The 20,740-nt window shown below is 68.8% G+C and carries 27 protein-coding genes and 1 tRNA gene; 12 read left to right on the top strand and 16 right to left on the bottom strand.

All coding sequences use genetic code 11. The features are described from left to right. Window positions 1-49 precede the first annotated feature (49 nt). Window positions 50-775, top strand: a complete 726-nt coding sequence (locus tag ACFXJ8_RS28915; protein ID WP_379647124.1) for an HAD family hydrolase — start codon at window positions 50-52, stop codon at window positions 773-775. A gap of 33 nt (window positions 776-808) precedes the next feature. On the opposite strand, the gene soxR is transcribed toward ACFXJ8_RS28915, so the two are convergent. Further along, window positions 809-1,285 carry a redox-sensitive transcriptional activator SoxR gene (gene soxR / locus ACFXJ8_RS28910; protein WP_379647123.1) on the bottom strand — a complete coding sequence of 159 codons (477 nt, stop codon included), beginning with the start codon at window positions 1,283-1,285 and terminating at the stop codon, window positions 809-811. Then, a complete protein-coding gene (locus ACFXJ8_RS28905; protein WP_379647122.1) occupies window positions 1,282-1,998 on the bottom strand; it encodes a metallophosphoesterase in 717 nt (238 codons plus the stop codon). Before ACFXJ8_RS28905 ends, soxR begins: the two co-directional genes overlap by 4 nt. A 27-nt stretch (window positions 1,999-2,025) precedes the next feature. On the opposite strand from ACFXJ8_RS28905, the gene ACFXJ8_RS28900 reads away from it, so the two are divergent. Next, window positions 2,026-2,922, top strand: coding sequence for an SMP-30/gluconolactonase/LRE family protein (locus ACFXJ8_RS28900; protein WP_379647121.1), 897 nt, complete (start codon window positions 2,026-2,028; stop codon window positions 2,920-2,922). Here the strand turns inward: ACFXJ8_RS28900 and ACFXJ8_RS28895 are convergent. Together ACFXJ8_RS28895 and ACFXJ8_RS28890 are read right to left on the bottom strand one after the other, a co-directional pair. Next, a complete protein-coding gene (locus ACFXJ8_RS28895; protein ID WP_379647120.1) occupies window positions 2,900-3,574 on the bottom strand; it encodes an ABC transporter permease in 675 nt (224 codons plus the stop codon). The two genes, ACFXJ8_RS28900 and ACFXJ8_RS28895, sit on opposite strands and share 23 nt — an antisense overlap. After that, complete coding sequence (locus tag ACFXJ8_RS28890; RefSeq protein WP_379647119.1) at window positions 3,571-4,476, bottom strand: ABC transporter ATP-binding protein; 906 nt, start codon at window positions 4,474-4,476, stop codon at window positions 3,571-3,573. The genes ACFXJ8_RS28895 and ACFXJ8_RS28890 overlap by 4 nt, the downstream gene beginning before the upstream one ends. A 109-nt stretch (window positions 4,477-4,585) precedes the next feature. Here ACFXJ8_RS28890 and ACFXJ8_RS28885 point away from each other — a divergent pair, with 109 nt between their 5' ends. Both ACFXJ8_RS28885 and ACFXJ8_RS28880 read left to right on the top strand, forming a co-directional pair. Beyond that, entirely contained in the window at window positions 4,586-5,995 is a 1,410-nt protein-coding gene (locus ACFXJ8_RS28885) for a sensor histidine kinase (RefSeq protein ID WP_379647118.1), read from the top strand. Continuing rightward, window positions 5,989-6,648 carry a response regulator gene (locus ACFXJ8_RS28880; protein WP_379647117.1) on the top strand — a complete coding sequence of 220 codons (660 nt, stop codon included), beginning with the start codon at window positions 5,989-5,991 and terminating at the stop codon, window positions 6,646-6,648. Before ACFXJ8_RS28885 ends, ACFXJ8_RS28880 begins: the two co-directional genes overlap by 7 nt. Here ACFXJ8_RS28880 and ACFXJ8_RS28875 read toward each other — a convergent pair. Next, a complete protein-coding gene (locus ACFXJ8_RS28875) occupies window positions 6,645-7,109 on the bottom strand; it encodes a hypothetical protein (protein WP_379647116.1) in 465 nt (154 codons plus the stop codon). The genes ACFXJ8_RS28880 and ACFXJ8_RS28875 overlap by 4 nt on opposite strands. Before the next feature lie 219 nt (window positions 7,110-7,328). On the opposite strand from ACFXJ8_RS28875, the gene dnaN reads away from it, so the two are divergent. Beyond that, window positions 7,329-8,426 carry a DNA polymerase III subunit beta gene (gene dnaN, locus ACFXJ8_RS28870; RefSeq protein WP_379647115.1) on the top strand — a complete coding sequence of 366 codons (1,098 nt, stop codon included), beginning with the start codon at window positions 7,329-7,331 and terminating at the stop codon, window positions 8,424-8,426. Window positions 8,427-8,960: 534 nt separating this feature from the next. Here the strand turns inward: dnaN and ACFXJ8_RS28865 are convergent. From ACFXJ8_RS28865 to upp, 7 genes are all read right to left on the bottom strand, one after another. Further along, a complete protein-coding gene (locus ACFXJ8_RS28865) occupies window positions 8,961-10,013 on the bottom strand; it encodes an IS110 family transposase (RefSeq protein WP_379647114.1) in 1,053 nt (350 codons plus the stop codon). 322 nt (window positions 10,014-10,335) lie between these two features. Further along, window positions 10,336-11,019 carry a FadR/GntR family transcriptional regulator gene (locus ACFXJ8_RS28860; protein WP_379647113.1) on the bottom strand — a complete coding sequence of 228 codons (684 nt, stop codon included), beginning with the start codon at window positions 11,017-11,019 and terminating at the stop codon, window positions 10,336-10,338. Window positions 11,020-11,123: 104 nt separating this feature from the next. Further along, on the bottom strand, window positions 11,124-12,458 hold the full coding sequence (locus ACFXJ8_RS28855) for a helix-turn-helix domain-containing protein (RefSeq protein ID WP_379647112.1): 1,335 nt from the start codon (window positions 12,456-12,458) through the stop codon (window positions 11,124-11,126). Between the two features lie 96 nt (window positions 12,459-12,554). Beyond that, a complete protein-coding gene (locus ACFXJ8_RS28850; protein WP_192778731.1) occupies window positions 12,555-13,085 on the bottom strand; it encodes a PH domain-containing protein in 531 nt (176 codons plus the stop codon). Then, window positions 13,082-13,240: a hypothetical protein gene (locus ACFXJ8_RS28845; protein WP_354919137.1), complete on the bottom strand. Its 159-nt coding sequence runs from the start codon at window positions 13,238-13,240 to the stop codon at window positions 13,082-13,084. The genes ACFXJ8_RS28850 and ACFXJ8_RS28845 overlap by 4 nt, the downstream gene beginning before the upstream one ends. A gap of 111 nt (window positions 13,241-13,351) precedes the next feature. Then, on the bottom strand, window positions 13,352-13,567 hold the full coding sequence (locus ACFXJ8_RS28840; RefSeq protein WP_379572881.1) for a hypothetical protein: 216 nt from the start codon (window positions 13,565-13,567) through the stop codon (window positions 13,352-13,354). A gap of 120 nt (window positions 13,568-13,687) precedes the next feature. Next, window positions 13,688-14,326: a uracil phosphoribosyltransferase gene (gene upp, locus ACFXJ8_RS28835; RefSeq protein ID WP_379647111.1), complete on the bottom strand. Its 639-nt coding sequence runs from the start codon at window positions 14,324-14,326 to the stop codon at window positions 13,688-13,690. A gap of 152 nt (window positions 14,327-14,478) precedes the next feature. Here upp and ACFXJ8_RS28830 point away from each other — a divergent pair, with 152 nt between their 5' ends. From ACFXJ8_RS28830 to ACFXJ8_RS28810, 5 genes are all read left to right on the top strand, one after another. Further along, window positions 14,479-14,988 carry a tRNA adenosine deaminase-associated protein gene (locus ACFXJ8_RS28830; protein ID WP_379647110.1) on the top strand — a complete coding sequence of 170 codons (510 nt, stop codon included), beginning with the start codon at window positions 14,479-14,481 and terminating at the stop codon, window positions 14,986-14,988. Between the two features lie 17 nt (window positions 14,989-15,005). Beyond that, window positions 15,006-15,485 carry a tRNA adenosine deaminase-associated protein gene (locus ACFXJ8_RS28825; protein ID WP_379647109.1) on the top strand — a complete coding sequence of 160 codons (480 nt, stop codon included), beginning with the start codon at window positions 15,006-15,008 and terminating at the stop codon, window positions 15,483-15,485. Window positions 15,486-15,502: 17 nt separating this feature from the next. Then, complete coding sequence (tadA, locus tag ACFXJ8_RS28820) at window positions 15,503-15,940, top strand: tRNA adenosine(34) deaminase TadA (RefSeq protein ID WP_379647191.1); 438 nt, start codon at window positions 15,503-15,505, stop codon at window positions 15,938-15,940. 10 nt (window positions 15,941-15,950) lie between these two features. Next, a tRNA-Ser gene (locus ACFXJ8_RS28815) sits at window positions 15,951-16,040 on the top strand. A 72-nt stretch (window positions 16,041-16,112) separates the two neighbouring features. Then, a complete protein-coding gene (locus ACFXJ8_RS28810) occupies window positions 16,113-16,340 on the top strand; it encodes a hypothetical protein (RefSeq protein WP_379647108.1) in 228 nt (75 codons plus the stop codon). Window positions 16,341-16,400: 60 nt separating this feature from the next. Here the strand turns inward: ACFXJ8_RS28810 and ACFXJ8_RS28805 are convergent, their stop codons facing one another. Genes ACFXJ8_RS28805 through ACFXJ8_RS28795 form a run of 3 tightly spaced genes read right to left on the bottom strand, consistent with a single transcriptional unit; the run spans window position 16,401 to window position 18,584 of the window. Next, on the bottom strand, window positions 16,401-16,697 hold the full coding sequence (locus tag ACFXJ8_RS28805) for a type II toxin-antitoxin system VapB family antitoxin (RefSeq protein WP_354919110.1): 297 nt from the start codon (window positions 16,695-16,697) through the stop codon (window positions 16,401-16,403). A gap of 46 nt (window positions 16,698-16,743) precedes the next feature. Then, the gene (locus ACFXJ8_RS28800) at window positions 16,744-17,607 is read right to left on the bottom strand and encodes a neutral zinc metallopeptidase (protein ID WP_379647107.1); all 864 of its coding nucleotides are present in this window, start codon (window positions 17,605-17,607) and stop codon (window positions 16,744-16,746) included. A gap of 32 nt (window positions 17,608-17,639) precedes the next feature. Further along, window positions 17,640-18,584 carry a neutral zinc metallopeptidase gene (locus ACFXJ8_RS28795; protein WP_379647106.1) on the bottom strand — a complete coding sequence of 315 codons (945 nt, stop codon included), beginning with the start codon at window positions 18,582-18,584 and terminating at the stop codon, window positions 17,640-17,642. A 60-nt stretch (window positions 18,585-18,644) separates the two neighbouring features. On the opposite strand from ACFXJ8_RS28795, the gene ACFXJ8_RS28790 reads away from it, so the two are divergent. Next, the gene (locus ACFXJ8_RS28790; RefSeq protein WP_379647105.1) at window positions 18,645-19,286 is read left to right on the top strand and encodes a LysE family translocator; all 642 of its coding nucleotides are present in this window, start codon (window positions 18,645-18,647) and stop codon (window positions 19,284-19,286) included. 3 nt (window positions 19,287-19,289) lie between these two features. Here ACFXJ8_RS28790 and ACFXJ8_RS28785 read toward each other — a convergent pair whose 3' ends face one another. Beyond that, window positions 19,290-19,778, bottom strand: coding sequence for a hypothetical protein (locus ACFXJ8_RS28785; protein ID WP_379647104.1), 489 nt, complete (start codon window positions 19,776-19,778; stop codon window positions 19,290-19,292). Between the two features lie 104 nt (window positions 19,779-19,882). Between ACFXJ8_RS28785 and ACFXJ8_RS28780 the strand changes: the two genes are divergently transcribed. Further along, on the top strand, window positions 19,883-20,653 hold the full coding sequence (locus ACFXJ8_RS28780) for a DUF6461 domain-containing protein (RefSeq protein ID WP_379647103.1): 771 nt from the start codon (window positions 19,883-19,885) through the stop codon (window positions 20,651-20,653). The last annotated feature ends 87 nt before the right edge of the window (window positions 20,654-20,740 follow it).

Genomic DNA, 20,740 nt, shown 5'->3' with positions numbered 1-20,740 from the left:
CTCGGGCGTCAGGTAGCGTGCAGGCTGGGCCGATTTCCGGTGGTGACAAGTGGCTGACCTGATCCGTGGTGTGTTGTTCGACATCGACGACACCCTCTTCGACTACACCAGCGCCGAGCGGGCCGGTCTGCTCGGGACGCTGGAGGCCGAGGGGCTGCTGGAGGCATTCCCCTCGCCCGAGGAGGCGGTGGCGCTGTGGCGGGAAATCATGGAGGAGGAGTACACCAGGTTCCTCGTCGGTGAGCTGACCTTCGAGGAGCAGCGGCTCGTGCGGGTCAGCAGGTTCCTCGGGCGGGCGGTCCCCGAGGAGGAGGCGTCGGCGTGGTACGCGGGCTACGCGGCGCTCATGAACGCCGCGTGGGCGGCCTTCCCCGACGCGGCTCCCGTGCTGGAGGCGCTCGCGCCGCGTTACCGGCTGGGCGTGGTGTCCAACTCGACGCTGTCGCACCAGCTCGACAAGCTGACCGCCCTCGGGCTGCTCGGTCACTTCGGGGCGGCGGCGATCGTGTGTTCCAGCGAGTACGGCAAGGCGAAGCCGTACCCGGGGATCTTCCTGGAGGGATGCGCCCGGCTCGGCCTGTCGCCTGAGCAGGTCGCGTACGTGGGCGACAAGTACGACGTCGACGCGCTCGGGGCGCGGGAGGCGGGGCTGCGCCCGTTCTGGCTCGACCGGGCGGGCGGCGGGACGCGCCCGGAGGCGGGGGTGACGGTCATCGGCTCGCTGGAGGAGCTGATGGCGGCCCTGGAAGCGCCCAGCCCGCGCGGCTCGGGATGAGGCCAACTCGAGGTCCGGCGGAAGCGGCCGGAATCAGCCGCAACAGGCGGGCGGACGCAGGTGGGTGTCGATGCGCCTGGCGCCGGGACCGTCGTCGCCGAGCTGGTCGCGCGGGTTGGCCAGCACGCACCTGTCGAGCGACAGGCAGCCGCAGCCGATGCAGTCGGTGAGGTCGTCGCGCAGCCGCAGCAGCTGCTCGATGCGGTCGTCCAGCTCGGCCCGCCAGGTGGCCGACAGGCGGGCCCAGTCGGCGCGGTTGGGCGTGCGTTCCTCGGGCAGCTCGGCCAGTGCCTCCTTGATCGTTTTCAGCGGGATGCCGATGCGCTGGGCCAGCCGTACGAAGGCGACCCTGCGGAGGGTGTCGCGGGTGTAGCGGCGCTGGTTGCCGGTGGTGCGGCGGCTGGCGATGAGGCCCTTGGCCTCGTAGAAGTGAAGGGCCGACACGGCGACGCCGCTGCGCTCGGACAGCTGGCCGACCGTCAGCTCCTTCGCGTTCCACGGCGCGGTCACGTCGTCACCGGGCGGAAGTGGGTGACCAGCCTGCCCTCGTCGAAGACGTGCAGGGCGAAGGCGGGCGGCAGGTCGTAGCTGACGAGGGCGTCGCTCTCAAAGGGCGTCAGCAGGGTGGACAGCACGCCGGGGGCCACGATCAGCGGACGTCCGGCGAAGGTGGTCGCCACGCCCGTGTGGGCGTGTCCGGCGAGGACGGCGACGACGTGCGGGTGCCGGTCGAGGAGCGCGGCCAGCCGTTCGGGCTCCTGGAGGCGGATGTCGTCGACGTACGGCGCGCCCAGCGCCACGGCCGGGTGGTGCATACCGACGAAGGCGGGCACGTCGGGCCGTTCGGACAGGACCTCGTCCAGCCACGCGATGGTCTCGTCGGCCAGGTGGCCGTCGTCCCTGCCCGGGATGCTGGAGTCGGCCAGCGCGATCGTGGCGCCGTCGAGCCGCAGTACCTGGTTGGCCGGGCCGATGATCTTCTCGAACTCGGGGACGGAGTCGTGGTTGCCCGGGCAGACGATCAGCGGGATCGGCGAGCGCAGCAGGTCGCGTGCCGTTTCGTACTCCTCGACGAGGGCGTGGTCGGCGATGTCGCCGGTGACCAGGATCGCGTCGAGCCGTCCGGTGAAGGACAGGAGGTGACGCATGACGAGTGCGGTCCGCTCGACGCTCTGGTCGGATCCGCCGATGTGGATGTCGCTTATGTGCGCGAATACCTGCATCGCCCAAGCGTAACTACCATCGGGATCGTGAACACGATTCAGGCTGAGTTCGAGGTCCTCGACGAGCGCTTCACCGGCGTCGGCGGCGACGAACGGATAGAGATCCTGCACACCGGAACCCGGTGGGCGGAGGGCCCCTGCTACTTTCCCGCGGGCCGCTACCTGGTCTGGAGCGACATCCCCAACGACAGGATGTTGCGCTGGGACGAGCAGTCCGGCCACGTCGGCACCTTCCGCCAGCCCTCGGGCTACGTCAACGGCAACACCCGCGACTGCCAGGGCCGGCTGCTGTCCTGCGAGCAGGGCAACCGCAGGGTCACCCGCACCGAGCACGACGGTTCGATCACCGTCGTCGCCGACCGGTGGGAGGGCAGGCGGTTCAACAGCCCGAACGACGTGGTCGTGAAGTCGGACGGGTCGATCTGGTTCACCGACCCGCCGTACGGCATCACCAGCGACTACGAGGGTCACCGGGCCGAGCAGGAGATGGACGGCTGCTATGTCTACCGCGTCGATCCCGACAGCGGCGAGGTGAGCCGAGTGGCCGACGGGTTCGAGCGGCCGAACGGGCTGGCGTTCAACGCCGACGAGAGCCTGCTGTACGTCGTCGACACCAGGCGCAGGCACCTGCGCGTCTTCGACGTCCACGTCGACGGCACGCTGTCAGGTGGCAAGGTGCTGGCCGAGGGCACCTCCGACGGCATCAGGCTCGACGACGCGGGCCGGATCTGGGCGGCGGGCGACGCCGGCGTGCTCTGCTTCGACCCCGACGGCACGCTCATCGGCAGGCTGGCGATCCCGGAGAAGGTCTCGAACCTGACCTTCGGCGGGCTGAAGCGCAACTGGCTGTTCATCACCGCCTCCACCTCGCTCTACGCGCTCATGACCAACGTCAGGGGTCTCATTCCCAGCGGAACACCCTGACGGCGAGCCCCCCGAACACCACCAGCCCCGCCGCCAGCACCAGCAGGTGGGGCAGGTGCGGCGCCTGTCCCGCCCACGTGGCGCCCAGCGCCTGGGCGAAGGGCCCGGCCACCGTGTAGTCGCCGATCACCCGCACGATCTCGGGCAGGTGCTCGCGCGGCACCCACAGGCCCGCCACGAACATCAGGGGGAACATCACCGCCGACCCGATGATCGGCGCGATCTTCCCGTTGGGCGCCATCGCCGCGATCACCAGCCCCATCGCCATCAGCGCCGCCGCGCCGAGCAGGAACACCAGCACGAACCCGGCCAGGTTGCGCGGCACTCCGGGCCCGAAGGCGACCAGCAGCGAGGTGGACACCACGGCGACCACCAGGTTGATCACCAGTTGGACGGCCAGCATGCGCAGAGGAGAGACGGGCGTGGTCGACATCCTGCGCAGCACGCCTTGGTCCCGGTAGGTGGCCAGCACCCCCGGCAGCACGTTGAACGACAGCGTCAGCATCGAGAGCATGACCATCATCGCGGGGAAGGCGGGCCCCGCGACTCCGCCGAGGGCCAGCAGCAGCGCCAGCGGCAGCCCGATCGTGAACAGCATCGACCAGCCGTCCCGCAGGTGCAGCTTCGTCTCGACCAGCAGGATCTTGCTCATACCAGGCTCCTTCCGGTGAGCTTGAGGAAGACGTCCTCGAGCGTCGCCTGCTCGATGCGCAGGTCGGTGGGGATGATCTGCTTCTCGGCCAGCGCGAGCGTGACCGCGGGCGCCAGGTTGCCCGAGCCGGTGACCGTGATCTGCTCGCCGTTCCTGAGAACCCCTGTGACCTCGGGTACGGCAAGCAGCAGCGGGTCGTCGACCGGCGCCGACGGCCTGAACCTGACCCGCTGCGCGGCCTCGACCTGGCCGATCAGCGCGTTCGGCGAGTCGAGCGCGACGACCCGTCCCGCGGAGATCAGCGCGACCCTGTCGCAGAGCCGTTCCGCCTCCTCCATGAAGTGCGTGACCAGCACGATCGTGACGCCTTCCGCCCTGACGCGCTCGATCAGGTCCCAGGTGTCCCTGCGGGCCTGCGGGTCGAGCCCCGTGGTCAGCTCGTCGAGTACGGCCACGCGCGGCCTGCCGACCAGGGCGAGCGCGACCGACAGCCGCTGCCGCTGGCCGCCGGAGAGCTTGGCGAAGGCCGTGTCCCGTTTGTCGGACAGGCCCACCGTGTCGAGCAGTTCCCGCCAGTCGGCCGGGTCGGGGTAGAAGGACGCGAACAGCTCCAGCGCCTCCCACACCTTGATCTTGTCGGGGAGCGCGGCGCTCTGCAGTTGGGCGCCGAGCAGGCGGCGGACGGCGTCGCGTTCGCGGACGGGGTCGTGACCGCCCACCCTGATCGTGCCGCTGGAAGGGGCGCGCAGGCCGGCGACGCATTCGACGGCGGTGGTCTTGCCCGCGCCGTTGGGGCCGAGCACGCCGAAGATCTCACCTTCGTCCACGGCGAACGACACGTCGTCCACCGCTACGTGCTCTCGGTAGCGTTTGTGGAGGTTCGTCACCTCGATGACCTTCATGGCCCCAACGCTAGGAACCAGGTGATCAGCCGATAAGACGGCTGGACGCACGATAGGGGTGGGGCTAGGTACAGTGTGCGTCCGGCCCCGAATCCCGCAGACTATGGGCATGTTGCGCAGAAACCTGGGGTTGCTCGCGCTGGTGGCCGTCGAGGTGCCGCTGGCGCTGCTGTCGATGCTCATGCTGCTCGGCTCGTTCGCCCTGGGTCTGGTCCCGTTCTTCCCGCCCACGGTCATGCTGGTCAGGCGCGTCACGCAGCTCGCCAGGCGGACGCTCGACATCGACGTGCCGTACCACCCTGAGCCGCCGCCGCCCGTGCCGCAGGCCGACGGCTGGTACCGCTCGGACCGCACGCTCTACAAGACGCCGCGGGTGCCCAGGTGGAACGACCGGTGGAAGTGGATGTTCGGCGACCCCGCCACCTGGCGCGACTTCGTGTGGCTGCTGTTCGACCCGGTGGTGAAGCTGGCGCTGGCCGTACCGCTGCTGCTGTTCCCCTCCGCGGCGCACCGCGTTTACGGGCAGTGGGCGGCGCTGCTGCTCGCGCCGACGGCCAAGAGCCGGCTGGCCGGCCAGGTGAAGCGGCTGTCGGAAGCCCGCACGACCACGGTCGACTCGCAGGCCGCCGAGATGCGCAGGATCGAACGCGACCTGCACGACGGCGCGCAGGCGCGGCTCGTCGCGCTCGGCATGACGCTCGGCGCGGTCGAGGAGCTGGTCAAGACCAACCCGACGGCGGCCATGGCGCTGCTGGCCAAGGCGCGCGAGGCGTCCGCCGAGGCGCTGTCCGAGCTGCGCGGGGTGGTGCGCGGCATCCACCCGCCCGTCCTGGCCGAACGCGGGCTCGGCGACGCGGTGAAGGCGCTGGCCCTCGACAGCCCGCTGCACGTGGAGGTGCAGGTCGACCTGCCGGTACGGCTGGACACGCCGGTCGAGACCGCGCTGTACTTCGCGATCAGCGAGCTGCTGTCCAACGCGGCCAGGCACTCCGACGCCGATCGCGTCACCGTCGACATCAGCCACTCCGAACGCGACGTGACGGTCATGGTGTGGGACGACGGCGGCGGCGGCGCCGACCCCTCGCGCGGCAGCGGCCTGAACGGCATCGAGCGCCGCCTGGCCGCCTTCGACGGCGTCATGGCGCTGTCCAGCCCGCCGGGCGGGCCCACCACCGTGGCCATCTCGGTGCCGCTGGTCCTGCCTGAGGAGTACGGCAAGCCGAAGGTCCGCATGCCGAAGTGGCAGCTGACGGTCGTGGCGCTGTGCTGGGGCCTGGCCTGGTGCCCGCTGTTTCCCCAGGGTCTGGTCACGGCCTTCATGAAGATCATCGGCTTCGAGCACAAGTCGTGGTTCCTCGCGCTGTACCTGGACGAACCCTGGCAGTGGCCGGTGATCATCGGCATGATCCTGCTGGGCATGCTCATGTACGGCGTGGCCCTCTACCTGCCGGTGCGCCACAACAGGGAACGCTGGATGGATGAGGCCCACCCGCGCCGCCCCTGGTTCGCCTCGTGCTGACCCGTGTCCTGGTCGCCGAGGACCTCTACCTGCTCAGGGAGGGCCTGGTGCACCTGCTCCAGGCCCACGGCTTCACCGTCGTCGCCGCCGTGGACGACGGCCCCTCGCTGCAGCGGGCGCTGGTCGAGCTGCGCCCCGACGTCTCCGTGGTCGACGTACGGCTGCCGCCCACCCTCACCGACGAGGGCCTGCAGGCCGCGCTTGAGGCCCGCAAGCAGATCCCCGGCCTGCCCGTCCTCGTGCTGTCGCAGCACGTCGAGCAGCTGTACGCCAGGGAGTTGCTGGCCGACGGGTCGGGCGGCGTCGGCTACCTGCTGAAGGACAGGGTGTTCAACGCCGAGCAGTTCGTCGACGCCGTGCGCAGGGTCGCCGAGGGCGGCACCGCGATGGACCCCGAGGTGATCGCCAAGCTGCTGGCGAGCAGGGCCAGGCACGAGCCGCTCAGCAGGCTCACGCCGCGCGAGCGGGAGGTGCTGGGGGCGATGGCCGAGGGCAGATCGAACGCGGCCATCGCCCAGCGGCTCTACCTGAGCGAGAGCGCCGTGGGCAAGCACACGGCGTCCATCTTCGCCAAGCTCGACCTCGTCCCCTCCGACGACGACAACAGGAGGGTGCTGGCCGTGCTGGCCTATCTCAACGCGGCCAGGCGTTAGCCGCAGTTGCCATAGCTGCTGCGACCGCCGTGCGCGGAGGTGGCGTCCTGGCGGGTGTCGAAGGTGAAGCCGGAGTACGCCACGCACTTGCCCGCCGCCTTGCGGACGACGGCAGCGTAGTACTTGTAGCCCCTCTCGTCCTTGTGCGTGCCGCCACCTTCGATGCGGAGCGTGGCGTTCGTGCGGGTCGACGTGCCGGCGAACGCCGTCTTGATGGTGGCGACGCAGTTGGTGCCGCGGCTGCCGTTCCACATCAGCTGGACGTAGCCGAAGGTGTCGCCGAAAGGCGTCTTCAGCGTCCTGCGGCCGTCGGTCGCGTTGGTCCAGCCGCCGTAGCCCGCCGTCTCGGCGCAGGCGGCTTCGGGGGAGTACGGGGCCGCCGCGGCGGACGCCGGGCTGGCCACGAACACCCCGGCGCACAGAGTGGCGGACAGGACAAGGGCCTTGACTGGCTTACGCACGCGTTGTTTCCCTTCGCAAAGCGAACAGCATGCGGATCATTATGCGCCTCGCTTACCCACGGCAACCGGCCGAGTCAGGGGTGGCGTCCTCTCGGGCGGTTGTGTGGGCTTTTCGGGCGTGGTGCGTTCGAGCTGCGACGAGGTGATCGCACACGGTCGGGTTTGTCGGTGCCACCGGATACCGTTTGGTGAGAAACCGGCGACGAAGGGATGGCTCAGGTGAAGTTCCGGGTTAACCGCGATGTGCTGGCTGACGCGGTGGCGTGGGCGGCCCGAGTCCTCCCCACCCGTCCCTCCGCGCCCGTTCTGTCCGGCCTCCTGCTCGAAGCGGGCGACGAGCTGAGCCTGTCCGCCTTCGACTACGACGTCTCCGCGCAGGCCCGCATCGACGCCGAGATCGACGAGCCCGGCCAGGTGCTGATCCCCGGCAGGCTGCTCGCCGAGATCAGCCGCAGTCTGCCGCACGAGCCGGTCCAGATCGTCACCGACGGCGCGGAGGCCGTGCTGACCTGTGGCAGCGCCGAGTTCGGCCTGGTGACGATGCCCGTCGAAGACTTCCCCACGCTGCCCCAGATGCCGCCGGCCATCGGCGCGGTCGGCGGCGGCGTGTTCGCCAGCGCGGTCGGCCAGGTCGCGCCCGCCGCCAGCCGCGACGACACGCTGCCCATGCTGACCGGCATCAGGGTCGACATCGCCGGCGACTCCGTGGCCATGGCGGCCACCGACCGCTACCGCATCGGCGCCCGCGACTTCACCTGGCGTCCCGTCCAGCCCGACGTCAACGTCTCGGCCATGGTGCCCGCCAGGGTGCTGGTCGAGGTGGCCAAGTCGCTGCGCGGCGGCGAGGTGTCGATCGCGATGGGCGACGGGGTGGCGGGCTTCGAGAGCGTGGGCCGCAGCACCACCGTGCGACTGCTCGACGAGCAGTTCATCGACTACCGCACGCGCCTGACGGCCGACTGGCCGCTCCGCGCCGACGTGCGCGTGGGCCCGTTCGTGGAGGCGATCAAGCGGGTGGCGCTCGTGGCCGAGCGCAACACCCGCGTCAAGCTGACGTTCACGCAGGGGCAGGTGCTCATCCAGGCGGGCGGCGGCGACGTGGGGCGCGGGGCCGAGGTCGTCGAGTGCGACCTGCGCGGCGACGACATCCAGATCGCCTTCCAGTCGCAGTTCCTGCTCGACGGGCTGACGGGCATCGAGACGGAGCTGGCGCGTATCAACATGGAGTCCCCGACCAGGCCCGCCATGATCACCGACGTCCCCGGCGACGCCGACCCCTCCTTCCGCTACCTCGTCATGTCCCTCCGCCTGGCGTGACCAGATGGTTGTGCGCCCGGCTGGCCCTCGCCGCCAGGCGTGCGTGAGGTCTCCTTCTGTACGGCAAGCCGCGTCAAGCCCACCCTCCGCACGTGGCCGGCGTCTCTCCATCCCTGAAGGAGCGGGGTTGGTCAAGCGGTGAGGGTTTGCCCCGTTTTCCGGCGCCTGGCGGATGGCTTCGGGCATGCCGGGGAGCCGGTCGGGTCATGGTGGAGCGCCCGGAGGCGGAGCCGAGGACGAACGACCGTGACGCGACCGGTGAGGCCGGCAGATCATAGGAGTCCCGCCGGGGGTCGGGTATGGGGTTGTGGGTGCGCGCCTCAAAGGCAGTCTCGGCAGGTGGCAGGCCCGGCGGCTGCGTCCATCCCTTCGTTTCCTGTCCCGGCTGGCTGCCGGGCGGGCATGAGGCTGATGCGCTGGTGAGCGGCGGGATCAATCAGAGACACGCTCGCGCCACCGGGGTGGGGAGCAGGAAAGACGGCGATCTCGCGCCGGTCACCGGCCACCGTGGTGGTCCGGAAGCCGGAAGGGGGCTCATGCGGCCTGCTCGGTGTGGGCGGGCGGTCGCGTCAGGCGGCGGATGTGGCCGTCGCGCAGGCCGTAGAAGAGCAGGGTGAGCAGTTCGCGGGCGGTGGCGACCTTGGCGATGCCGCGGGCTTGTTTGCCGCGGTGGGCGATGATCGCCTGCTTGAACTGGCCGGTCCATGACGTCTTCGGGACGCGTTGGACGGCTTCGACCAGAGCCCAGCGCAGGATCGGCGAGCCCTGTTTGGTGATGTGCCCGCGTTTGACGGTGGTGTCGGATTCGCGGTGCTTGGGGGTGAGCCCGGCCCAGGAACACAGCTGCCCGGGGCGTTTGAAGCGGGTGATGTCGCCGATCTCGGCTACGATGATCGCGGCGGTGATCGGGCCGATCCCGTCGCAGGCCTGGATGGCGTGATAGCCGGGCTGGTCGGCCAGGCGGGCGGCGATGGCCACCTCGGCCAAGGTGATCTCGCTGTCGAAGGTGTCGATGAGGCGCAGCAGCGATTCCAGCCGGCCCTGATAGGGCTGACTCAGGTGCAGCGCGGTCAGCCAGGCCCGGCCGCCGATGCCGAAGATGTCCTTGTAGGTGGTGGCGATGCCGTGCTTGGCCAGCAGCGCGTGCACCTGGTCCTTGCACGAGGTGCGCAACTTCACCAGTTTGATCCGGTAGCGGGTCAGCTCTCGCAGCCGGCGCACATGTTCTGGCGCGATCCATGCTTCGGGCAGCCGGTTCATCCGGAGCAGGTCGGCCAGATCGGCCGCGTCCCGCATGTCGTTTTTGACTCGTCGGTGGGTGAAGCTCGTGACTCCCAGTGGGTGGGCCAGATGCACCTCGGCACCCGCCTGCTGGAGCACGTCGGCGGCCCAGTACCAGCCGTAGGTGGCCTCCAGCACGACCTGCGGGCTGTCACCGGCCCGGGCCATGACCGCCCGCAACGCCTGCGGGCTGTTGTCGATCCGTTCGGTCCACAGTCGCTGCCCATCGCAGGTCATGGACACCAGCACGCTGCGTTGACGATGCAGATCCATTCCCACGATCTGGCGACCGTCGTAGTCTTCCATCACGGGCCTCCCTCGTCCGTGAGGACCTTTGGTGTGAACAACCACGAGTGTCCATCCAGGACCCGCAGTCGTCACGAGAGCGGAGGCCCCGCTCCTTCATGACATCAGGAAGACGGCCGACGAGCGCGCGGGGCTGAGGTGCCAGACGACGAAATCGATGGCGTGGCGGCTTCGTGTCGGAGCGCGCGTGGGTTTGCGGGCGACGTGACGGCGAGGGCCGGAGTCCTGCTGGCGTATGCGTGAAAGACGGACGGCCACCGAGTGACTTCGGTGGCCGTGGTGTGGCTTGCCGTACAGACTTAAGGCAGTCCGGAGGCGCCGGCTACACGTCGGTGAGGGCGATGAGGATGTGCTCCATGCACGCGTGGCCCGCGCGCTCGGCCGCTGCCGCGTCGCCCGCCGCGATGGCGCGGGCGATCGCGTCGTGCGGGATGTAGCTGCTGTTGAGCGCGTCCATCGACGTGCCCGCCGCCGTGATGCTGGCCCGCAGCGCCGCCGAGAAGTCCTCGTACAGGTCGATCAGCACGAGGTTGTGCGTGGCGTGCACGACGGCCATGTGGAAGAAAAGGTCGGCCTCGACGAAGGCCTCGGGGTCGCCCGCCTCCCACGCCCTGTCGCGGTCGGCCAGACGCGCCTCGATGACCTTGATGTCGTCGTCGGTGCGCCTGGTGGCGGCCAGGCGGGCCGACTCGACTTCGAGTGCGCGCCTGACCTCCAGGATCTCCAGCTGCTCGGCCTGCCTCAGCCGGCGCAGCATCGCTCCCGACAGCTCGCTGGTCGCCCTGACGTAGGTGCCGTCGCCCTGCCTGCATTCGAGCAGCCCCGCGTGGGTGAGCGCGCGCACGGCTTCACGCACCGTGTTGCGGCCCACCCCGAGCTGCTCGGCGAGCACGGTCTCCGTGGGGATCTTGCCGTTAATCTGCCACGACCCTGAGGTGATCTGCTCTTTGAGCTGATCGATCACCTGGTCGACGAGCGAGGCCCGCTGCGCCGTACGCAGACTCACAGTCCGCCTCCTCCGGGGAAACCAATCATCCTATGAGTCAATGACTGGTCGACCCTAATTATTCCAGACGTGAAAACACAAATCTGGAGCTCCCGGAGTTCTTTTCAGCGGGAAAGTGGCGCGTCGACTCGCACTCCTGCCATAGCGGAACGAACTCCTGCGGCTTCGAGGGCTCTACGATACGCCGCGGTCTGTTCTTCCCTGAGCCCGGCCCTGCCGTACAGGTCACCCAGCTCACGCCAGCACCTGGCCGCCTTCCTGTCGATGCCGTACGGCGGGGCGTGGAGCGCGTCGAGGAGCAGTCGCGCCGAGCGGAGGTGCTCGGCGGCGTCGCTGCCACCCGCGAGGGCGGCGTCGGCCAGCAGCAGATGGGCCACCGCAGGGACCGTTCCCGGAACGTTACGCAGCAGGCCGAGCGCGTTCTCGCCGAGCTCGCGCGCACCGGCGACGTCACCGGCGCCGAGCTTGACCCGGCCGTGCACGATCATGCTCTCGGCATGGTCGGCGACGGTGTCGGGGAAGGCGGACAGGATCCTGCTCGCGCTCGTGGCGAACTCCTCCGCCTCCACGGCCGGGGCGAGCCCGAGCCGGGCCCACGCCATGGCCACCTGCCCGAGCCGTACCGCCAGACGAGCGGAGCGACCTGCGGCGATGGCGTCGTCGGCCAGCCGTACGGCCAGCGCGGAGTCTTCCCCGGCCGCCGCCACGATGCTCGCCTTCCACAGCGCGTGGATCTCAGCGGAACGGTCCACAACCTCAGGCGCGCCCGTCGTGACGAGCACGTGCCGGACGTAGGTGAGCTCGGGCGACGGCTCCGATCGCGTCTCGACGAGCGCCGCGGCCAGCTCCACCGCCAGCTCGCCCTGGGTGACGGCCAGCCGCGAGGCCTGGGTGAACGCCGCGGTGCCCAGGTCACGGGCGCGCAGGCGGTCGCCGGCGAGGTGGTAGCAGCGCGCCAGCGCGACGGTCAGCGGCAGGTCGGCAAGGCGTTCGGGATGAGCGGCTGCCTCCCTACGCAGCCGCTCATAAGCCTCGACAGCCGGTCCGAGCCTGCCCTGTGCCTCGAGCGCGCGCGCCCTGCCGAGCCTGGCGTGCGCGGCGAGCATCGCGTTCTCCTCGCCGGCCGCCTTGATGATCTCGGTGAAGCGCTCGGCGGCCACGTTCGGATCGCCGTGGCGCAGCTCGAGCTCGGCGTGACGAAGGCCGAGCTCCGTGTCGATGCGCTGCCGAGGTTCGATCCCGTGAAGGAGGAACTCGGTGGTGCATCCCAGGCGCTCGGCCAGGAGTCTGGCCACAACGGGAGTCGGCGTGCGCTTGCCCGACTCGATGAGTGAGACATAACTGTCCGACAGGTCGGGCCCGGCCAGCTGGGCCTGAGACATCCGCCTGTTCAGCCGCAGTCCTCGGACGCGGTCACCGATGTTTCCCTGACTCGGCATCTCATCTCTCAGGGCGGGGAAGGGTCAATGTGTCGCAATGATTGCATGAAGCGACCGAATCGGGTATCCCCACCCGAGAAATCTCTTCACAGAGGGTTAATCGTCCCCTTCGTCCTTGCTCGGGAAAAGCATCTGACAGACCTCGAGATAAAGGGTCTCCGGATACGGGATGTACTCGACCGTTGACAGAGCCTGGTCCTGACCTGCCGACTCCAGGATGAACTCCCCGTAACCGAGCATGCGTCCGAGCAACGAGCGCTGGAAGCTCATGTCGGTGACCTTCTGTAGCGGCATCATCGCGACTTTGCGCGTGATGAGGCCCGTGGTGAGCAACATCCGTTTCGAGGTCACCACGAAGTAGTCGACCGACCACTCGGCGACTTTCCACACAAAACGGATCAACAACAGCAGCCACAGCCACCACACGACGACCAAGGCGGTGCCGCCGCCCTGGTCGCCGAAGAACTTGCTGAGCAGCCCAGCGATGATCAGGCCGCCGAAGACCTCGGCGACAGGGCGAAGCAGCACGGCCGGGTGTCGCCGTACCATGATGACCTGGTGTTCGTGGGGGAGTAGGTAGCGGTTGACCGACGACGGAGCAGAGTCCCCGTGGGTCACAAGTCTCATGCGAGGCTGTTGAAGAATTGAGCTAGCGAGTCGGCCGCGTTGAACACCGTGTCGAACGCGCCTCGCACGGCGTCCGCCGCGTCGGTTGGTCGTGCGAAGAGGTAGTACGCAACGAATGCGATACCACCATAGGTGAGGACCTTTTTGACCTGCACTGTCGCCTCCACTACCACGTGCCCACTACACCCGCCGTATACATTACCCAGCCGGGTGGCTCGGTAAAGCGCAACGGCAGCCTTAAGCGTCGCGGGGTTTATTGATCTTGATTAGCCCCGCTCGCTCGCCACGAGCGCCAGGACGTGAAGGTGCTTGCGAGCGATCCGTTCGACCAGGCCCGGATGGGCATAGCCGGTGACCTCGAGTGCGCCGTAGTGTGCCGCTTCGACGCAGCGCGTGACCGTGCTCGCGGAATGGACTCCCGCGAACTCGTCGCGAAGGGCCGATTCGACCTCCGCATAGGGACTCGTGGTTGGCTCGCTCATGGTGCTCCCCGACGTGCGCCTCTCGGAAGGAGGCGCTTAAGAGATGCCTTCGTTACTCTTCGTACCCACACAACCACAGTATGTAACGAAGTGGGGAGCGTTGACGCGGGAAAGAGTGGATCAGACCACGCCGTAGAGGCGGTCGCCCGCGTCGCCGAGGCCGGGGACGATGTAGCCGTTCTCGTTCAGCCGCTCGTCGAGGGCGGCGGTCACGACCCTGATCGGCTTGCCGGAGTCGGCGAAGACCTTGTCCATGTAGGCCAGGCCCTCGGGGGCGGCCAGCAGGCACAGCGCGGTCACGTCGACCGCGCCCCTGTCGAAGAGGAACTGGATCGCCGCCGCCAGCGTGCCGCCCGTGGCCAGCATCGGGTCCACCACGTAGCACTGGCGTCCCGACAGGTCGTCGGGCAGGCGGGTGGCGTACGTCTCGGCCTGCAGCGTCGACTCGTTGCGGATCATGCCGAGGAAGCCGACCTCGGCGGTGGGAAGCAGCCTCGTCATGCCGTCGAGCATGCCGAGCCCCGCCCTGAGGATGGGCACGACCAGCGGGTACGGCTTGGCCAGCCGTACCCCGTGGGCGGGGGCCACCGGAGTCTGGACGGTCACGTCCGTGACCCGGACGTCGCGCGTGGCCTCGTACGCCAGGAGGGTCACCAGCTCGTCCGCCAGCCGCCGGAAAGTGGGCGAATCGGTACGGACATCCCGCAGCGTGGTCAACTTGTGCGCGACGAGGGGGTGATCGACGACGAGGGTCTCCATAACGGACAACGCTATCTTGTGTGGAAGGTACCGGCACGTCGCGTACTTGGATTTGATCACAATTTGGTCGGACGGCCCTACGCTCGGTGGACGGTTCTGAAACCATTGGAGCTCGTAGAGGCCGTGCTGGCGGTCGGGTGGGGAGCACGACGATGACAGACGAAGATGCGCTCGACTTCGCCATCGTGGTCTATCGCGAGGACGAGTGCTGGGAGGCCGAACTGCTCCCTGTCGCGCTCACCTCTGATCTCCACGGTCTCATCCACGCGCTGAAGCAGCAGCCGAGCGAGAGCGGAACCATCGGCCTGGTGGCCGTGGGCGACGAGTTCTTCGTGGCGTTGCGGGTGCTGGGCGACAGGGTCGACGTCTTCCTGTCCGACATCGCCGCCTCGTGGGACTACCCGCTGGCGCGGCAGGTGCTCGAGTACCTCGACGTCCCCGTGCCCGACGAGGACGAGATGGAGGAGATCCTCCAGGACGAGGACACGGCCCTGCCCGCGGGCGATTTGTCGATCTTTGTGGACCTCGGGTTGGACGAGATGGAGCTGGGCATCCTCTCGGGTGACATCGACCTTCACCCCGAGGACATGCTGTCCAGCATCGCCGCGCGGCTCGGCTTCTCCGAGCCGTTCGAGCGGGCCATCGACTCGGTCTTCGGCTGAATCTCGGGAGCAGTGGCATGCCCTCCAGCGCCATCTTCTCGGCAGCGTTCGTCAGGACACCCGAAGGGTGGAGCGGAGCCGAGATCGATCTGAGCGACGCCGAGATCGTCGACGACCTCGGCGACGCCGTACAGGAGACACTGAGGCTGAGCGGCGACGAGCTGGCGCTGCTGTGCGTCGAGGTGGAGGACGAGTGGTTCGCCATCGCCCGCTACCGGGGCGAGGAGGAGCCGCGGGTGTTCCTGTCCGACGCGCAGGCGGGCCTTTCCGACACGCTGGGTGAGCTGTTCGCCGAGTTCGCCGGCGTCGCGCCCGAGAAGGACAACCCCGCGCTCGGCGTACGGCCGGCGGGCGACTTCGAGCTGCTAAGCGACTTCGGAGTGACCAAGGAAGAGCTGATCGAGCTGAGCATGGAGGAAGGCGTGCTGCCCGCCGACATCCTCTCGGTCATCGCCGAGCGCCTCGCCTTCGCCGACGAGCTCGACAGGCTGCGGTGAGCCCCTGGGACGGGGCCATGCGGCTGGCGCTCGCCGAGGCGGCCGCGGCCGCCGCCAGGGGCGAGGTCCCCGTCGGCGCGGTGGTGCTCGGCCCTTCCCACGAGGTGCTGGCACGGGCGGGCAACGACCGCGAGGCGAGCGCCGACCCGACCGCGCACGCCGAGGTGCTGGCCCTGCGCGCCGCCGCGGCCTCGCTCGGCACGTGGCGGCTCGGCGGCTGCACGCTCGTGGTCACGCTCGAACCCTGCACGATGTGCGCGGGCGCGGCGGTGCTGTCCAGGGTGGACAGGATCGTGTACGGCGCGGTCGACGCCAAGGGCGGCGCGGTCGGGTCGCTGTGGGACGTGGTGCGCGATCGCCGGCTCAACCATCGACCCGAGGTGATCATGGGGGTGCTGGAGGAGGAGTGTGCGTCGGCGCTTAAGGAGTTCTTCGGCACTCGGCGGATCCGGTAAGCTCGTGCGCGGTGGTGTCGCCTAGTGGCCGAGGGCGCACGCCTCGAAAGCGTGTGATGGGGCAACTCATCCGTGGGTTCAAATCCCACCACCACCGCCACAGCAAAGGGCCGTTGATCGTTACCGATCGGCGGCCCTTTGCCATGGGGACGAGTAGTAGTAGTAGTGGTGCGTGGTCGACTTTCTTCGCACGATCAGGCGGAAGATCCACCAGGGCAACCATACGAACAGCCCCCACAGCCCGCACGTGCAGATCGTCAGGACGAAGTGCGCCGCGTGGGTCGGCGCGCTCAGCCCGCGCCGTTTGGTGACCGACCTCACGTACTGCGTTCTTGGGGGCGGGCAGACGGGCACGGGCACCACGATCTGGACGTATCCGGGACCATGGGGCGGCGGTTGAGATGGGTAGCCCATGGCGAACCCCCAGAGGACAAGGGCCCCCGAGCTGCCTTCCCGAGTGTCAGGAGGGCAGTTCGAGGACCCGGGCGTGGAGGATCGACCGCTGGTGGAGCGCCGCGCGCAGGGCGCGGTGCAGGCCGTCCTCGAGGTAGAGCTCGCCCTGCCACTGCACCACGTGCGGGAACAGGTCGCCATAGAAGGTCGAGTCAGCGGCGAGCAGCGAGTGCAGGTCGAGCATGGCCTTGGTGGTGACCAGCGAGTCGAGCCGGACCTGCCGAGGCGGGATCTGCGCCCACTCGCGATTGCTCAGACCGTGTTCTGGATATGGGCGACCGTCGCCGACCAACTTAAAAATCACCCCATCGATTTTAGAAGAGATTCGCGAGATTCGCCTTCTTCGCAGGTCAGATGCCCTTTCGGAAGGTGTTGCACTGGTCAGGAGAGCCCGTCTCGTAGCCGGTGGTGAACCAGGTGACCCGCTGCCGCGCGGTGCCGTGGGTGAACGCCTCCGGGTCGATCATGCCCTGGGTCCGCTCCTGGATCCGGTCGTCGCCCACCGCCGCGGCCGCGTCCAGCGCCTGCTGGATGTCGGACCGGGTGAAGGGCCGCTCGTAGAACCCGGTCTCCACGGCGTGCTTGGCCCAGACGCCCGCGTAGCAGTCGGCCTGCAGCTCCAGCTTCACCGAGCCGCTGTCGGCGCCCTGCCTGTCCTGGCCGATGCGGCCCAACTGGCCCGCCAGGTACTGCACGTGGTGACCGTACTCATGGGCGATCACATAAGCCTGCGCGAACGGCCCGCCTTCCGCGCCGAACCGCGACTGGAGCAGATCGAAGAAGCTCAGGTCGAGGTAGACCTGCTGGTCACGCGGGCAGTAGAACGGGCCCACCGAGGAGTCCGCCGCGCCGCACCCGGTGTTCGTCGCCTGGGCGAACAGGACCGTCTTGGCCTGCTGGTAGTAGTAGTCGTCGAGGCCGTCCCAGTACTCCTGGATGCTGTTGACGACGCCGACGACCCTGCACTTTTCCGACTGGTCGGCGTCCGCGCCTGTCCTGCACTCCTCGGACAGGTTCGTGGTGGGCTGTATGCCCTCGGGATCGTTGCCGGTGATGTTGCCGGGGTTGATCCCGAAGACGAGGGCCGCGATCAGCGCGATGATGCCGGTGATCCCGCCGCCCACGGCGAGCCCGCCGCCGGGGATACGACTGCGGCCGCCGCTGCGCTCCTCGACCTGTGAGGCGTCGAGGTTGGCCTGGTCACGGAAATCCATTCACCCCCACTGCCCTCCAGCGGATGGATCAGTCAGATCCCGCCGGTGAAGGTGTCGCAGCGGCCGGGGCTGCCGCTCTCGTAGCCGATGCTGAACCACTTCTCGCGCTGCTCGGAGGTGCCGTGGGTGAAGGCGTCCGGCTGGACCATGCCGGTGGTGCGGCGCTGGATGCGGTCGTCGCCGACGGCCGCCGCGGCGCTCAGCGCCTCGTCGATCTCGGCCTGGCTGAAGGGCTGGGTGTAGAAGCCGGTGCGCACCGCGTTGTTGGCCCACACGCCGGCGTAGCAGTCGGCCTGCAGTTCCAGGCGTACGGCTCCGCTGGTGGCGCCGCGCCGGTCGTTGCCGAGCCTGGCCATGGTGCCCAGGAGGCCCTGGACGTGGTGACCGTACTCGTGGGCGATCACATAGGCCTGGGCGAACGGCCCGCCCTTCGCGCCGAAGTCGCGCTGGAGGGTGTCGAAGAACGACAGGTCCAGATACACCTTCTTGTCGCCGGGGCAGTAGAACGGGCCCACCGCCGCGTCGGCCCGGCCGCAGGCGGTGTTGACGGCGTACGAGAACAGCACGGTCTTGGCCGGGGAGTAGGTGTGGCCCCGCTCGGCGAAGGCCTGCCTCCAGTAGGCCTGGATGCTGTTGACGGTGCCGACGATGCGGCAGTCCTCCGACTGGTCGGCGTCCGCGCCGGTCTTGCAGCGAGAGGCCAGGTTCCCGGTCGGCGCGCCCTGCGGCGAGGGCAGCGACTGCTGGGGGGCGGGCTGGGGCTGCTGTTCGTCGCCGGAGAGGTTCGTAGGAATGATCTGGAAGAGGAACAGCGCGGCGATGCCTATCAGCAGGAGCAGGCAGCCGCCGCCCTTGCCGCCGATCGGCAGCGCGCAGCCGCCGGGCATCATGCCCCCGCCCCCGCGCGGCCTGGGGCCCGAGGCTCTGGCGTCCTCGACCTGCGAGGGATCGAGTTGGGCATCGTCGTCGAACTGCATGCGGATGCCCTTCCCTGGCCATTGGTCAAATACGCTCCGTAATCGGGCAAAATGGCGCACATGATGGGTGGACTTATCGGGATTGCACTCGTTTCTCTTGGCATGGTGCTGACGCCGGGACCGAACATGATCTACCTGGTCTCACGCTCCATCACCCAGGGCCGGCGCGCGGGCCTCATCTCACTGACGGGTGTGGCGCTCGGCTTCACGATCTACCTGACCGCCACCTGTCTCGGCCTTACCGCGATCTTCGCGCTGGTGCCCGCGGCGTACACGGGACTGAAGCTGGCCGGCGCGGCCTACCTCGGCTGGCTGGCGTGGAAGGCCCTCAAACCGGGTGGTGCATCCGTCTTCGAGACCCAGGAACTGGAGCAGGCCTCGCCGCGCAGGCTGTTCTCGATGGGGTTGCTGACCTGCCTGCTCAACCCGAAGATCGCGATCCTCTACATGTCGCTGCTGCCGCAGTTCATCGACCCGCACGCGGGCAACGTCCTGCTCCAGAGCCTCGCGCTCGGCTCGGTCCAGATCGCCGTCGGGACCACCGTGAACGGCCTGATCGCCATCTCCGCGGGCACCCTGGCCACGTTCCTGGCCACCCGGCCGCTGTGGGTGCGCCTCCAGCGTTACTTCATGGGCACCGTACTGGGCGGCATGGCGATCCACCTGGCCACCGACCGCTCCCGCGCCCTGGTGGCCACCTGACGTTTACTTCGGCACCGGCTTCGCCCTCGTGACCTCCGCTGACGCCGCGGTGATGAACTCTTCGACCGCCTCACGCACGTCGTCGCCTCGTCGGGTCAGAGCGGACCTGCCCTCGGCATCGTGCATGTCGGCGACGAGGATCATGGCGTTCTCCGCGAGGCGCGTGATCTCGGAATCGTCGGCCAGAAGGCGCACCCGATAGAGAGAGTGCCATGATGCCGCGCGAAGTCGGTACGACGTCGCCTTGGCCTCCTCGTAGGTTGTGTCCTCCTTGCCCTCGAACCCCTGCAAGGCCCGGGTGTACTGGGCGGAGCGGAATTCCAGCACGGTCCCGGCGAACCCGCTGTAGACCGTCATGCGTTCCTCTCGGAGGCGCGCGGAGATCGTGAACTGTTCGGCTCGCTGTGTGGCTCTCTGCTGGAAGAGGTAGGTGACGAGGGAACCCAGTAAGGTTCCGCCGATCGCGAAGAGCCCGGCAAGGACGGCTTCCATGGGCTCAGTTGATCACAGTCGAGAGGTCGGCGCGGAGACCTTTGGTCGGTACGTTCACTTCCATGCCGGTCTCTCCACAGCGTGTGTCGCACATCCTCTTCTCCATGGAGCTGAGCCGGCGCATCCGTGAATGGGGACGGGCTCAGGGACTAGGCGTCAGCGACCGGGGCCTTATCGCCTCCCACGTCATCGACGCCTTCTTCGCGGCCAACCCCGACGCCCTCGCGGCAGCGGACCGGATCGAGCTGGTTCGCGCCACCGTCCGGGAACCTGACGGACGCGCCACCCCCGACGACTACGCCTGGCAGGACGACCTGTGGGCACTAGGCCCCATCTACACGCTCACCTTCGTCCAGCATCCGGATGAGCGTGAGGTTCTGCGCAGGTTCGGGGTGGCGCCACAGGACATCGGGCCGCTCACCGACGACGACGTGGACGAGCGTCTCCAAGCGACGGATGGCCACGGCGACCTCGTCAGGGCGGTCGATCTCGGAGAGTGGACCGTCGCGGTGGAGAAATACGGCTGGCAGGGGCTGCGTCCCGAGGTGCTCCTGGAGCTGTCGCGGGACGGCGGGCGGGTCATCGTGGTCAGCCGCCATGACTACGCCAACCACCACTTCGCCTACGCCGCCGACGGCCAGGTCCTCACGTCCTTCAACCCGGAGTTCCCCGGCAACCGTGAGGGCGTCGCCCCTGACCATCTCGACGAGCATCTGCGTGAGCTCGGCATCGATCCCGCGGCCGACGACCAGATCGACAACCACCTTCCCGCCGCTCTGGCCCTGGTCTCCCGGATCAGCGGTGCCGTACTGACTCCCGCCCATCTCAGCAAACCGCTCCCCGGCGGCCGTGTCACCGCCCCGTTCTGGGGCTGACCGCCCCAGTCGCCCGGTACGGCGGGCCGGTCGGTCGTCACCGTGTCGCTGCTCCTAGGAGGGCGTATCTGACCCGTCAGGTCGTTC

Source organism: Nonomuraea sp. NPDC059194 (genome assembly GCF_042754765.1).
Classification (GTDB): domain Bacteria; phylum Actinomycetota; class Actinomycetes; order Streptosporangiales; family Streptosporangiaceae; genus Nonomuraea.
This window is presented reverse-complemented; position numbering and strand designations above follow the sequence as displayed.

What these genes read in the sequence shown, in the direction of transcription:
- ACFXJ8_RS28905 (WP_379647122.1), bottom strand. Translation starts at nt 1,998, where the DNA reads ATGCAGGTATTCGCGCACATAAGCGACATCCACATCGGCGGATCCGAC.
- ACFXJ8_RS28895 (WP_379647120.1), bottom strand. Translation starts at nt 3,574, where the DNA reads ATGAGCAAGATCCTGCTGGTCGAGACGAAGCTGCACCTGCGGGACGGC.
- ACFXJ8_RS28890 (WP_379647119.1), bottom strand. Translation starts at nt 4,476, where the DNA reads ATGAAGGTCATCGAGGTGACGAACCTCCACAAACGCTACCGAGAGCAC.
- ACFXJ8_RS28885 (WP_379647118.1), top strand. Translation starts at nt 4,586, where the DNA reads ATGTTGCGCAGAAACCTGGGGTTGCTCGCGCTGGTGGCCGTCGAGGTG.
- ACFXJ8_RS28865 (WP_379647114.1), bottom strand. Translation starts at nt 10,013, where the DNA reads ATGGAAGACTACGACGGTCGCCAGATCGTGGGAATGGATCTGCATCGT.
- ACFXJ8_RS28855 (WP_379647112.1), bottom strand. Translation starts at nt 12,458, where the DNA reads ATGCCGAGTCAGGGAAACATCGGTGACCGCGTCCGAGGACTGCGGCTG.
- ACFXJ8_RS28850 (WP_192778731.1), bottom strand. Translation starts at nt 13,085, where the DNA reads ATGAGACTTGTGACCCACGGGGACTCTGCTCCGTCGTCGGTCAACCGC.
- ACFXJ8_RS28840 (WP_379572881.1), bottom strand. Translation starts at nt 13,567, where the DNA reads ATGAGCGAGCCAACCACGAGTCCCTATGCGGAGGTCGAATCGGCCCTT.
- upp (WP_379647111.1), bottom strand. Translation starts at nt 14,326, where the DNA reads ATGGAGACCCTCGTCGTCGATCACCCCCTCGTCGCGCACAAGTTGACC.
- ACFXJ8_RS28830 (WP_379647110.1), top strand. Translation starts at nt 14,479, where the DNA reads ATGACAGACGAAGATGCGCTCGACTTCGCCATCGTGGTCTATCGCGAG.
- ACFXJ8_RS28825 (WP_379647109.1), top strand. Translation starts at nt 15,006, where the DNA reads ATGCCCTCCAGCGCCATCTTCTCGGCAGCGTTCGTCAGGACACCCGAA.
- tadA (WP_379647191.1), top strand. Translation starts at nt 15,503, where the DNA reads ATGCGGCTGGCGCTCGCCGAGGCGGCCGCGGCCGCCGCCAGGGGCGAG.
- ACFXJ8_RS28800 (WP_379647107.1), bottom strand. Translation starts at nt 17,607, where the DNA reads ATGGATTTCCGTGACCAGGCCAACCTCGACGCCTCACAGGTCGAGGAG.
- ACFXJ8_RS28795 (WP_379647106.1), bottom strand. Translation starts at nt 18,584, where the DNA reads ATGCAGTTCGACGACGATGCCCAACTCGATCCCTCGCAGGTCGAGGAC.
- ACFXJ8_RS28790 (WP_379647105.1), top strand. Translation starts at nt 18,645, where the DNA reads ATGATGGGTGGACTTATCGGGATTGCACTCGTTTCTCTTGGCATGGTG.
- ACFXJ8_RS28785 (WP_379647104.1), bottom strand. Translation starts at nt 19,778, where the DNA reads ATGGAAGCCGTCCTTGCCGGGCTCTTCGCGATCGGCGGAACCTTACTG.
- ACFXJ8_RS28780 (WP_379647103.1), top strand. Translation starts at nt 19,883, where the DNA reads ATGGAGCTGAGCCGGCGCATCCGTGAATGGGGACGGGCTCAGGGACTA.